The sequence below is a fragment of the Micromonospora deserti genome (genome assembly GCF_003236335.1).
Taxonomy (GTDB): Bacteria; Actinomycetota; Actinomycetes; order Mycobacteriales; family Micromonosporaceae; genus Micromonospora; species Micromonospora deserti.
Window position 1 is genome coordinate 1 of the sequence record NZ_POUB01000191.1, and the last position, 11878, is coordinate 11878.

Genomic DNA, 11878 nt, shown 5'->3' on the forward strand with positions numbered 1-11878 from the left:
GGTGTGGGAGCGGGTCAGCTGGGCAGGAGTGCGGGTTCGCTGGCAGGGCTGATCGCCGGGCCGGTGCTGACCGGGTGGCGTTCGTGGGTGGACCACTGCACCGCCAGGGCGGCCAGCAGGACCAGGCAGGAGCCGAGCATGTGCGCGCCCACCAGCAGCGCCGGCAGGTTGGTGACGTACTGCACGAAGCCGATCACGCCCTGGCCCAGCTCCACCGCGACCAGCACGACGGCGGCGCGGGCCGGCCCCGCCGCGCCGACCGCACGGAAGGCGAAGACCAGCGCCACCGAGAGGCCGAGCAGCAGGAAGACGGCGTCGGCGTGTACCTGGGAGATCGTCTCCGGGTCGAGGCCGTTGCGGGCCGCCCCGTGGTCGCCCGCGTGCGGACCGCTGCCGGTGACCCAGGTGCCGACCACCAGCACCACCACGCTGACCCCGGTGGTGAGCCGGGCCAGCGCCCGCAGCGGGGCCGGCACCACGGGCACCGCCGGGCCGTCCGGGTCGGTGACCCGCCGCCAGAGGGCGTACGCGACGGCGATCACCGCCATCGAGGCGAGGAAGTGCAGCCCGACCACCCACGGGTTGAGGTTGGTCAGCACGGTGATCCCGCCGATCACCGCCTGGGCCGGGATGCCGAGCAGGACCGCGACCGCGAGTGGCACCAGCCCGCGCCGGCGGGGGCGGTGTAGCAGCACCGCCAACAGCACCGCCAGCGCGATGATGCCGACCGCGAAGGTGAGCAGCCGGTTGCCGAACTCGATCACCCCGTGCACGCCCATCTCGGCGGTGGCGGTGTACGACTCGTCGGTGCACCGAGGCCAGGTGGGGCAGCCCAGACCGGACGCGGTGAGCCGGACCGCCCCGCCGGTGACGACGATGCCGACGTTCGCGATGATCGAGGCGAGCGCGAGACGGCGCAGCAGGGTGGTGGAGACCGGGAACCGGACGGCGGCAGTCACGCGCAAATCCTACGCACCGTAGTGATCGAGGAGCCTCCGACTCCGCCGTGGCGGTGGTTGGGATCACCGGGACCCGGGTTTGCGGGCTCTGGGCGAATTACGTAACGTTGGCGTTGTGAAAAACGCGGCAGGGCTCTCCGGGCGCCAGCCGGCGACCGCTCCGGTTGCCGGTCAGCCCGCGTCCGCCGCGTCCGCCGCGTCCGACCTCTCCACCCGGGACCGGGTCACCCGGCTCCTGCTGGAGCGGGGGGCGACCACGGCGGCCCAGCTGGGCGACGCGCTCGGGCTCAGCCCGGCCGCGATCCGGCGGCACCTCGACGCGATGCTCGCCGACGGCGACGTCGTGGCCCGGGAGCAGACGGTCCGCGGGCACCGGGGTCGGGGCCGTCCGGCCAAGGTGTTCCTGCTGACCGACGCCGCCCGGGTCCGCTGCGGCACCCACCACTACGACAACATGGCCACCGCCGCGCTGCGCTGGATCGCCCGCAACGGTGGCTCGGCGGCGGTCGAGGCGTTCGCGGCCGATCAGGTCGCCGCCCTGGAGGCCCGCTGCCGGGCCGCCATGGAGGACGCCGGTGACGACCCCCTCGCGCGGGCGGAGGCGCTCGCCGGGGCGCTCACCGCCGAGGGATACGCTGCCAGCGCGTCCACGATCGCCACCGGCGGTCAGCTCTGTCAGCACCACTGCCCGGTGGCGCACGTGGCCGCCGAGTTCCCCCAGCTGTGCGAGGCCGAGACCACGGTGATCTCCCGTCTGGTCGGCACCCACGTGCAGCGCCTGGCCACCATCGCGCACGGCGACGGGGTGTGCACCACGCACATCCCGGCCCAGCCGGGGCGTGCCCAGTCCGGAAAGACCGTCACCACTGTGAGGACAGATAGATGACCGAGCAGATCGTCCAGCCCCTGACCCAGGAAGAGCAGCTCGCCGCCCTGGGTCGCTACGAGTACGGCTGGGCCGACCCGGACGTCGCCGGGGCGGTCGCCCAGCGTGGCCTCAACGAGGCGGTGGTGCGGGACATCTCGGCGAAGAAGAGCGAGCCGGCCTGGATGCTCGACCTGCGCCTGAAGGGCCTGCGGCTGTTCGGCCGCAAGCCGATGCCGGCCTGGGGCGCCGACCTCACCGGGATCGACTTCGACAACATCAAGTACTTCGTCCGGTCCACCGAGAAGCAGGCCACCAGCTGGGAGGACCTGCCCGAGGACATCAAGAACACCTACGACAAGCTGGGCATCCCCGAGGCGGAGAAGCAGCGGCTGATCGCCGGTGTCGCGGCGCAGTACGAGTCCGAGGTCGTCTACCACAAGATCCGCGAGGACCTGGAGGAGCAGGGTGTCGTCTTCCTCGACACCGACACCGCCCTCAAGGAGCACGAGGACCTGTTCAAGGAGTACTTCGGCACGGTCATCCCGGTCGGTGACAACAAGTTCGCCGCGCTGAACACCTCCGTCTGGTCCGGTGGCTCGTTCATCTACGTGCCGAAGGGCGTGCACGTGGAGATCCCGCTGCAGGCCTACTTCCGGATCAACACGGAGAACATGGGCCAGTTCGAGCGGACGCTGATCATCGTCGACGAGGGCGCGTACGTGCACTACGTCGAGGGCTGCACCGCGCCCATCTACTCCTCCGACTCGCTGCACAGCGCCGTGGTGGAGATCATCGTCAAGAAGAACGCCCGGTGCCGCTACACGACCATCCAGAACTGGTCGAACAACGTCTACAACCTGGTCACCAAGCGGGCCGTGTGCCACGAGGGCGCGACCATGGAGTGGATCGACGGCAACATCGGCTCCAAGGTCACCATGAAGTACCCGGCGGTCTACATGACCGGCGAGCACGCCAAGGGCGAGGTGCTCTCGGTGGCGATGGCCGGCGAGGGCCAGCACCAGGACGCGGGCGCCAAGATGGTGCACGCGGCGCCGCACACCAGCAGCACCATCGTCTCCAAGTCGATCGCCCGGGGCGGCGGCCGCACCTCGTACCGGGGCCTGGTCCAGGTGCTGGAGGGCTCGACCAACAGCAAGAGCACGGTCAAGTGCGACGCGCTGCTGGTCGACACCATCTCCCGCTCGGACACCTACCCGTACGTCGACATCCGCGAGGACGACGTGTCGATGGGGCACGAGGCGACCGTCTCCAAGGTCAGCGAGGACCAGCTCTTCTACCTGATGAGCCGGGGCCTGAGCGAGGACGAGGCGATGGCGATGATCGTGCGCGGCTTCATCGAGCCGATCGCGAAGGAGCTCCCGATGGAGTACGCCCTGGAGCTCAACCGCCTGATCGAGCTGCAGATGGAGGGCGCGGTCGGCTGACGCCGCCGTGGGCGGGCCGGTTCGCCGGCCCGCCTGCCCCAGCTCAAGACACCGTCGTCGCAGAACAGACCAAGGAAGAGATGACTACCCAGGCTTCCGCGCCGCCCAGCACCAAGACGCAGGCGCTCCGCTCGTACGACGTCGCCGATTTCCCGGCCCTGACCGGCCTGGAGGAGGAGTGGCGCTTCACCCCGCTCAAGCGGCTGCGCGGGCTGGTCGGCGGTGACCAGACCGCGACCGGCGCCGTCCGGCACGAGTACGGGAACCTGCCCGCGGGCGTCTCCGTCGCCACTGTGGGTCGGGACGACCCGCGGATCGGCAGCGTGCTCACCCCGGGTGACCGGGTCAGCGCGCTGGCCTACGGCGGTGCGGAGCGGGCGCTGCTGGTGTCGGTGGCGCCCGACGCGGTGGTCGCGGAGCCGGCGACCCTGCGGGTGGTCGGCGACGGTGCGGACGGCCTGGCCTTCGGGCACACCTTCGTCGAGGTGGGCCGGTTCGCCGAGGTGACCCTGGTGCTGGAGCACTCCGGTTCGGCCACCCTCGCCGACAACGTCGAGGTGGCGGTGGCCGACGGGGCGAAGCTGACCCTGGTCACGGTGGCCGACTGGGCCGACGACGCGGTGCAGGCGCAGCACCTGAAGGTCAAGCTGGGCCGGGATGCCAAGGTGGTGCACGTGCAGGTCAGCCTTGGCGGCGACCTGGTGCGGCAGTACACGTCGGTGGAGTACACCGACCGGGGCGGCGAGGCTGAGCTGTACGGCCTCTACTTCGCCGACTCCGGTCAGCACCTGGAACACCGGCAGCTGGTCGACCACTCGGTGCCGGACTGCCGCAGCTACGTCGGCTACCGGGGCGCCCTGCAGGGCGAGAGCGCGCACACCGTCTGGGTGGGGGACGTGCTGATCCGCGCGGAGGCGACCGGCACCGACACGTACGAGATCAACCGGAACCTGCTGCTCACCGACGGCGCGCGGGCCGACTCCGTACCGAACCTGGAGATCGAGACCGGCGAGATCGCCGGCGCCGGCCACGCCAGCGCGACCGGCCGCTTCGACGACGAGCAGCTGTTCTACCTGATGGCCCGGGGCATCCCGGAGTCCGAGGCGCGCCGCCTGGTGGTGCGCGGGTTCTTCGCCGAGCTGATCAACAAGATCCCGGTCGAGGAGCTGCGCGAGCGGCTCGGCGACGCCATCGAGGCCCGGTTGGCCAAGGCGGGCGCCTGATGATCCGGATCTGCTCCACGGAGGACGTGCCGAAGGGGACCGCGATCAGCGCGGACGTCGACGGCACTCCGATCGCGGTGGTGCACGGCGAGGACGGCACCTTCTACGCCGCCTACGACGAGTGCTCGCACGCCGCGGTCGCCCTCTCCGAGGGCGAGATCGAGGGCTGCACGCTGGAATGCTGGCTGCACGGTTCGCGTTTCGACCTGCGTACCGGCGAGCCGACCGGGCTGCCCGCCACCGAACCCGTTCCCGTCTACCCCGTCGAAGTCCGTGACGGCGACATCTACGTCAGCCTGACGCCGAGCAATGGAGTGACCCGATAATGAGCACCCTGGAGATCCGCGACCTGAAGGTGTCGGTCAAGCTGCCCGAGGGTGAGCTCAAGCCGATCCTGGCCGGTGTCGACCTGACCGTCCGCTCGGGCGAGACGCACGCCATCATGGGCCCGAACGGCTCCGGCAAGTCCACCCTGGCCTACTCGATCGCCGGCCACCCCAAGTACGAGATCACCGGCGGCACGGTGACCCTCGACGGCGAGGACGTGCTGGCCATGTCCGTCGACGAGCGGGCCCGCGCCGGCCTCTTCCTGGCCATGCAGTACCCGGTCGAGGTGCCCGGCGTCTCGGTGGCCAACTTCCTGCGTACCGCCAAGACCGCCATCGACGGCGAGGCGCCGAAGCTGCGCACCTGGGGCGGCGAGCTGCGCGGGGCGATGGAGCGCCTGCAGATGGACCCGGCGTTCGCCCAGCGCAACGTCAACGAGGGCTTCTCCGGCGGTGAGAAGAAGCGGCACGAGATCGTGCAGCTGGAGCTGCTCAGGCCGAAGATGGCCATCCTCGACGAGACCGACTCCGGCCTCGACGTCGACGCGCTGCGCGTGGTCAGCGAGGGGGTCAACCGGGTCCGCGACACCGGCGACACCGGCCTGCTGCTGATCACCCACTACACCCGGATCCTGCGCTACATCAAGCCGGACTTCGTGCACGTCTTCGTCGCCGGCCGGATCGTCGAGCAGGGCGGCTCGGAGCTGGCCGACAAGCTCGAGGAAGAGGGCTACGAGCGGTACGTCGCCGGGGCCGGTTCGGCACGGGCCTGAGGCGGCTGAGATGACCTCCATCGCGATCCCGCCCGGGATGCCGCAGTACGGCGACGTGCCGCGATACGACGTGGCGAAGGTGCGCGCCGACTTCCCGATCCTAGACCGGGAGGTCAACGGGCACCGGCTGGTCTATCTCGACAGCGCCAACACCTCGCACAAGCCGCGGCAGGTGCTCGACGTGCTCGCCGAGCACTACGCGATGCACAACGCCAACGTGTCCCGCTCGGTGCACACGTTGGGCACCGAGGCCACCGAGGCGTACGAGGGGGCGCGGGCCAAGGTCGCCGCGTTCATCAACGCGCCGAGCGCGGACGAGGTGGTGTTCACCAAGAACTCCACCGAGGCGATCAACATCGTGGCGTACGCCTTCTCGAACGCCTCGCTGCGGCCCGATGCCGACCCGCGGTTCCGGCTCGGCCCCGGCGACGAGGTGGTGATCTCCGAGATGGAGCACCACTCGAACATCGTCCCGTGGCAGTTGCTCTGCGAGCGCACCGGCGCGACCCTGCGCTGGTTCCCGGTCACCGATCAGGGGCGGCTGGACGAGTCGGGGTTGGCGGAGCTCGTCACCGAGCGGACGAAGATCGTCTCGATGGTGCACATGTCCAACATCCTCGGCACGGTCAACGCCACCTCGCGGATCACCCAGCGGGTCCGCGAGGTCGGGGCGCTGCTGCTGCTCGACTGCTCGCAGTCGGTGCCGCACATGCCGATGGACGTGGTCGACTACGACGCCGACTTCATCGTCTTCACCGGGCACAAGATGTGCGGCCCGACCGGCATCGGGGTGCTCTGGGGCCGGTCCGAGCTGCTCGCCGCGATGCCCCCGGTGCTCGGCGGCGGTTCGATGATCGAGACGGTGACGATGGCGGGCTCCACGTTCGCCGCGCCGCCGGCCCGGTTCGAGGCGGGCACCCCGCCGATCGCCGAGGCGGTGGCGCTCGGCGCGGCGGTGGACTACCTCACCGGCATCGGCATGCGGGCCATCCAGTGGCACGAGAAGGAGCTGACCGCGTACGCGCTGGACGCTCTCGGCACCGTCCCGGGGCTGCGGATCTTCGGCCCGGCCGTGCCGGTCGGGCGGGGCGGCACCATCTCGTTCGCGCTCGGCGACATCCACCCGCACGACGTGGGGCAGGTGCTCGACTCCCTCGGTGTGCAGGTGCGGGTCGGGCACCACTGCGCCCGCCCGGTCTGCACCCGCTTCGGCGTGCCGGCGATGACGCGGGCCTCGTTCTACCTCTACACCACCACCGAGGAGATCGACGCCCTGGTGGCGGGCCTGGAGCAGGCGCGGAAGGTGTTCGACTGATGCAGCTCGACCAGCTCTACCAGGAGATCATCCTGGACCACTACAAGCACCCGCACGGCCGCGGCCTGCGTGACGCGGACGACCCGGCCGACCGGGTCGCCGAGGCGCACCATGTCAACCCGACCTGCGGTGACGAGGTCACCGTCCGGGTGGCCACCGACGGCGAGGTGCTGCACGACGTGTCGTACGACGGCATGGGCTGTTCGATCAGCCAGGCGTCGGCGAGTGTGCTGCACGAGCTGCTGACCGGCAGGGACGCGGACGAGGCGTACCGGGTGCACGAGGCGTTCGTGGAGTTGATGTCCGGTCGTGGCCAGGTCACGCCGGACGAGGACGTGCTCGGTGACGGGGTGGCGTTCGCGGGGGTCGCCCGCTACCCGGCCCGGGTCAAGTGCGCGCTGCTGCCGTGGATGGCGTTCAAGGACGCCGCGGCACGCGCCGGCGTGGGCGTGAGCCCATCGGAGGTGAAGGCATGAGTAGCGAGGAAACCGCCACCGCGGCGACGCCGGCGACCGAGGGCGCGGCCGCTGCCGGTGCGGCGCCGGCCGGCGGCAAGGCGGCCGTCGCCGACATCGAGGAGGCGATGAAGGACGTCGTCGATCCCGAGCTGGGCATCAACGTGGTCGACCTGGGCCTGGTGTACGGGGTGCACGTCGACGACGACAACGTCGCCACCCTGGACATGACGCTGACCTCGGCGGCCTGCCCGCTCACCGACGTGATCGAGGACCAGGCCCGGGCGGCGCTGACCACCGGTCCCGGTGGCGGGCTGGTCAACGACATCCGGATCAACTGGGTCTGGCTGCCGCCGTGGGGGCCCGACAAGATCACCGACGAGGGGCGCGACCAGCTCCGCTCCCTCGGCTTCAACGTCTGACCGGGCGACACCGGTCCTCCGTCGAGCGCGACGCCCACCTGGGGCGTCGCGCTCGACGCGGCTAAGCCGCCAGTGCCCGCAGGGCCGGCCGGGACGGCTACCTGGGCTGGTCAGGTTGGTGGCCTACGTGCGGCCCGCCCGGCAACGGCGTTAACCGATCGCGCGGCCGACCGCCTTCGCTTCAGAATGGGGCCGTGATCGAGACGTACCGGATGCAGATGATCCCTGTCCGCGCGGCCACCGCCGCGTGCCGACAGCGGACCGCGCCCCGGTACGTGTCGACCCGCCGGCGACCGTCGTGACCGGTGCGTTCCTGGCCGGTCTGGTCGCCGGCTACGGCGTTGCGATCCCGGTCGGCGCGATCGCCGTGCTCATCCTCGGGCTCACCGCACGCACCTCGTTCCGGGTCGGCGCCGCCGCCGCGCTCGGGGTCGCCACGGCCGACGGCCTCTACGCGGCGGTGGCGGCGCTGGGCGGAGCGGCGCTGGCCGCGCTGATCGCCCCGGCTGCTGGGCCGCTGCGGGTGGTCGCCGCAATGGTGCTGCTCGGTATCGCCGGCCACACCGCCTGGCGGGCGCTGCGCCCCCGCCCCGTGGCCCCGCACGGCGGCAACCGCCGTGGCCTAAAGAGCCCGGCCCGCGCGTTCGGTGGGCTGCTCGCGCTGACCCTGCTCAACCCGGCGACGGTGGTCTACTTCGCGGCGCTGGTGCTGGGCCGGGACGCCGACCCTGATCCGCTGGCCGCCGGCCTCTTCGCGGCCGGCGCGTTCGTCGCCTCGGCGAGCTGGCAACTGCTGATCGCCGGCAGTGGATCGGCGCTCGGCCGGCTGCTCACCTCCGCCCGGGGCCGGCTGGTCACCGCGCTGCTGTCCAGCGCGCTGATCGCGCTGCTGGCGCTGCGGATGATTGGGTGAGCCGCCCGATCAGTGCGGGTACACCTCCAGTTCCCAGAGCGAGAAGCCGTAGGAGGTGGCCCGGGTCAGCCCGACCATCCGGACGTAGCGGGCACTGGTCGCGGCGAACCGGTTGTTGTCGGTGCCGCCGTCGCCGGCGGTGGTGGACCAGACCGTCCGCCATCCGACCCCGTCAGCGGAGACGTCGATCCGGTACGACCGGGCGTAGGCGGCCTCCCAGCGCAGCACCGTGCGTGCCACCCGCCGGACCGAACCGAGGTCCACCGTGATCGACTGGTTGTCCGACCAGCCGCTCGCCCAGCGGGTGCCCCGGTCGCCGTCCACCGCGCGGCCGGCGGGCAGGGAGAGCTGGCTGCTGGAGGCGGTGACCGGCCGGCCGGCGGTTACGTTGGTCAGGTCGTCGCCGCGGCGGGCCGGGAACGACACCACCTGCTGGTAGGTCGGCCGGTTCTGCCACGCGATGACGGGCTGCTTCAGCCCGCCGAGCGGGGACTGCACGATCGCGTCGGCACACCACTGGTCGCCCGCCGCGCAGCTCGCGTCGCCCGGGTAGACCTCGCTCGCCGGTTGGGAGGCGGCGGTGCGGAGCGTGTCCACCAGGATCTGCCGGCAGGCGGCCAGCTCGCCGCCGCCGCAGTACCGGCGGGTCGGCCCGCCGGGCACCGACTCGCCGAGCACCCCGCGCAGGTCGGCATCCACGTAACCCCACCAGCCGTACTGGAACGACGAGCCCTTGTGGCCCTGCGCCCCGTTCGCCGAGCCGGGCAGGGTGGACTCGTCGCCGCGCTGCTGCCCGGACGGCGACTCGTTGATCTGCATGGCGTCGACCAGTGCCTGGTAGAGCTCGGCGCCGAGCGGCGCCTTGAACTGGCCCCTCACCAGCAGCGGCCACCACGCGTCGAAGATCCGGATCGCCTCGGCGTGCCGGTACACCTTGCTGCCGCGGGCCGTCTCGACCCGCAGCGCGCCGTCGGAGCGCCAGGCCCGCAGCTTGGACACCACGGCGGCCAGGCCGGAGTCGGTGACCGGCTGGCTCTCCAGCACCCGGATCAGCTCGTCGAGCACCTCGGCGCCGCGCAGGTCGGTCAGGCCGGCCTGCTCGACCAGCGAGGTCAGCGTGGCCCGGTCGAAGCTCCGCCCCGCCGCCAGTGCTGCCCGGATCGGCCGGTCCAGCAGGTTCCCCCGGTGTACGGGACCGAAGCTGAAGTTGCCGTCGGCGGCGCCGAAGTCCTTGGCCGGCTTGTTGTTCCAGCTCACGTAGTAGTCCTGGTTGACCGAGTACGGATGCTCGGCCAGCGGTTGGTACGCGGCGGTGTTGCTGGCCGGATCGAAGTCACGCCACTCGTACGCCGGCTCGGCCTTCATCGGCAGGTTCGGGTCGGACCCGGCCGCCCGCACGGGGTTGAGCCCCGAGTTCAGGTACGCCGAGGTGGTGGAGTTGACGTAGAACCAGTTGAACGCGTACTCGATGGTGCCGGCCGACTCGCGGAACGCCGCGGCGTCGCCCATCGCGGCCGGGTCGTTGAACATCTGGAAGCCGATCGCGGAGTTCGCCTCGTGGCGGTAGGTGGAGCGCAGCCGGGTGAAGGCGTGCGGCTCACCGCCCACGGTCGCCCGCCAGGCGACCAGGCCGAGCGCCGTGCGCCGGGCGACCAGCCGGTACGAGCCCGCCGCCGTGCCGTCGGCGAGGCTGGGCCGCCACTCGTTGACGTGCGACACCTCCTCCATCGGCTGGCACCTCCCGCGGTAGCGGTAGTAGTTGCTGGTCAGGGTGGCTGCGCTGCCGTCCGGGTTGCACAGCGGCAGGGCGTAGGTGTCGGTGATGTCGTGGGCCGACGAGGTGGCGCTCCAGGCGTAGTCCTGGCCCCGGCCGAGCAGCACGTAGAGGTTGAGCCCGGCGAAGGCGGCACCACGGGCGCTGATCCCGGGCCCCTGCAGCTCCTGCACCATCAGCAGCTGCGGCGAGAAGTAGCCGGTCTGCGGGCCGAACACCGCGATCGGGTGACCGGTGGCGGAGTGCTCGGCGGAGATCACCGCCGCGTTCGACATGCCCCGGCCGGCCGGGGTGAGGGTCAGCCCGGACAGCGCGGCGGCCAGCTCCGACGGCGCGCCGGTGGCGGGGCTGGTGGCCGTGCCGGTGGGGTCGGTGATCACGGGCTCCACCCGGGCCGACCCGCTGTCCGGCAGCACCACGCTGGGTGCGTTCGCCGGGGCGTCACCGTACGGGAAGCTCTGCCCGTCGTGCAGGGTCAGCACCGTCTCCGCGTTCTCCCGGCTGCGGAAGTCGGCCCAGACGCGGTCACCCTCGATTACCCCGTACCGGGCCCGCGCGGCCAGCCGGACCAGCGCGGACTGCATCTCGTTGCCGCCCCCGCCGCCGAACAGCCCGCCGATCACGCCGGCGGTGGCGATGAGGTCGGTCATCCGGAACGGCTCGGGCCCGCCGGCGTTGGTGACCGCGTCCAGGTGCCCGGTGAGCACGTACTCGCCCGGGCAGTTGCGGTTGGCCATGCAGTGCCCGATGTAGGCGTTGACGCCGGAGATGTACTCCTGTACGTCGCGGTAGAGCTGCGCGCCCCGGGGGCCCTTGCGCCGCAGCGCTTCCACCTGGGCCGCCAGATCCGCCTCTGTGTACGGCGAGTTGCGCCAGACGCTCTGCTCCAGCGCGCGGTTTCCAGGCGCGCCACCGGCGAACGGCGTGAGGGTGCCGCGCCCGACGTGGCGTAGCAGGTCCATGGTGAACAACCTGTCCTCGGCGCCGGCGTAGCCGGCCCCGAACATCGTGCCGCCGCGGGTGCTGCCGGTGATGTGCGGCACGCCGGTCGCCCGGTCCCGCACGATGGTCACGTCGGCGCGGGGCGAGTAGCTGCGCTCGACCTGATCGGGTGGCACCCCGAAGCTGGCGTCGTTGAAGAAGACGCCCAGTTGGTCCTCGCGCAGCCCCGCGTAACCGTAGACCAGGTCCGCGTACCGGCCGAGCTGATCCCCGGCGTGCCGGGGCAGAGTGCCGAAGGCCTGGTTGGCGAGCACGTCGACGAGGGTGGCGTTGCCGTTCTGCCCTGGCGGCAGGATGTCCGAGCACTCGCCGAGACAGTGGTCGCCGGCGGTGAATCCGCTGGTGGAGCCGGCGTTGGTTGGGGCCGGCGGGACGGCGGCAGTCGTGGCGGCGGCGGGAGGGG

11 protein-coding genes are annotated in these 11878 nt (G+C 71.7%); 9 read left to right on the top strand and 2 right to left on the bottom strand.

The features are described 5' to 3' along the window. Positions 1-14: 14 nt before the first annotated feature. Entirely contained in the window at positions 15-959 is a 945-nt protein-coding gene (locus C1I99_RS22605; RefSeq protein ID WP_111136222.1) for a COX15/CtaA family protein, read from the bottom strand. A 115-nt stretch (positions 960-1074) separates the two neighbouring features. On the opposite strand from C1I99_RS22605, the gene C1I99_RS22610 reads away from it, so the two are divergent. From C1I99_RS22610 to C1I99_RS22650, 9 genes are all read left to right on the top strand, one after another. Then, positions 1075-1845 (top strand): helix-turn-helix transcriptional regulator, encoded by a 771-nt coding sequence (locus tag C1I99_RS22610; protein WP_111136223.1) that lies wholly within the window; start codon positions 1075-1077, stop codon positions 1843-1845. After that, positions 1842-3272: a Fe-S cluster assembly protein SufB gene (gene sufB / locus C1I99_RS22615; RefSeq protein WP_111136224.1), complete on the top strand. Its 1431-nt coding sequence runs from the start codon at positions 1842-1844 to the stop codon at positions 3270-3272. Before C1I99_RS22610 ends, sufB begins: the two co-directional genes overlap by 4 nt. Before the next feature lie 80 nt (positions 3273-3352). Continuing rightward, positions 3353-4495, top strand: coding sequence for a Fe-S cluster assembly protein SufD (gene sufD, locus C1I99_RS22620; protein WP_111136225.1), 1143 nt, complete (start codon positions 3353-3355; stop codon positions 4493-4495). Then, on the top strand, positions 4495-4821 hold the full coding sequence (locus tag C1I99_RS22625) for a non-heme iron oxygenase ferredoxin subunit (RefSeq protein ID WP_111136226.1): 327 nt from the start codon (positions 4495-4497) through the stop codon (positions 4819-4821). Before sufD ends, C1I99_RS22625 begins: the two co-directional genes overlap by 1 nt. Further along, positions 4821-5594, top strand: coding sequence for a Fe-S cluster assembly ATPase SufC (gene sufC, locus C1I99_RS22630; protein WP_111136227.1), 774 nt, complete (start codon positions 4821-4823; stop codon positions 5592-5594). Before C1I99_RS22625 ends, sufC begins: the two co-directional genes overlap by 1 nt. 10 nt (positions 5595-5604) lie before the next feature. Then, positions 5605-6909, top strand: coding sequence for a cysteine desulfurase (locus tag C1I99_RS22635; RefSeq protein ID WP_111136228.1), 1305 nt, complete (start codon positions 5605-5607; stop codon positions 6907-6909). Then, positions 6909-7385, top strand: coding sequence for a Fe-S cluster assembly sulfur transfer protein SufU (gene sufU, locus C1I99_RS22640; RefSeq protein WP_111136229.1), 477 nt, complete (start codon positions 6909-6911; stop codon positions 7383-7385). Before C1I99_RS22635 ends, sufU begins: the two co-directional genes overlap by 1 nt. Further along, positions 7382-7786, top strand: coding sequence for a metal-sulfur cluster assembly factor (locus C1I99_RS22645; protein WP_111136230.1), 405 nt, complete (start codon positions 7382-7384; stop codon positions 7784-7786). Before sufU ends, C1I99_RS22645 begins: the two co-directional genes overlap by 4 nt. 298 nt (positions 7787-8084) lie before the next feature. Further along, positions 8085-8699, top strand: a complete 615-nt coding sequence (locus C1I99_RS22650; RefSeq protein ID WP_111136232.1) for a LysE family transporter — start codon at positions 8085-8087, stop codon at positions 8697-8699. 9 nt (positions 8700-8708) lie between these two features. Here C1I99_RS22650 and C1I99_RS22655 read toward each other — a convergent pair. Then, a partial coding sequence (locus C1I99_RS22655; RefSeq protein ID WP_111136231.1) for a penicillin acylase family protein occupies positions 8709-11878 on the bottom strand: 3170 nt, incomplete at its 5' end.

Bases quoted from the DNA above. Each gene is read 5' to 3' on its own strand.
- sufC (WP_111136227.1), top strand. From the start codon at position 4,821: ATGAGCACCCTGGAGATCCGCGACCTGAAGGTGTCGGTCAAGCTGCCC.
- C1I99_RS22625 (WP_111136226.1), top strand. From the start codon at position 4,495: ATGATCCGGATCTGCTCCACGGAGGACGTGCCGAAGGGGACCGCGATC.
- C1I99_RS22635 (WP_111136228.1), top strand. From the start codon at position 5,605: ATGACCTCCATCGCGATCCCGCCCGGGATGCCGCAGTACGGCGACGTG.
- sufU (WP_111136229.1), top strand. From the start codon at position 6,909: ATGCAGCTCGACCAGCTCTACCAGGAGATCATCCTGGACCACTACAAG.
- C1I99_RS22645 (WP_111136230.1), top strand. From the start codon at position 7,382: ATGAGTAGCGAGGAAACCGCCACCGCGGCGACGCCGGCGACCGAGGGC.
- sufD (WP_111136225.1), top strand. From the start codon at position 3,353: ATGACTACCCAGGCTTCCGCGCCGCCCAGCACCAAGACGCAGGCGCTC.
- sufB (WP_111136224.1), top strand. From the start codon at position 1,842: ATGACCGAGCAGATCGTCCAGCCCCTGACCCAGGAAGAGCAGCTCGCC.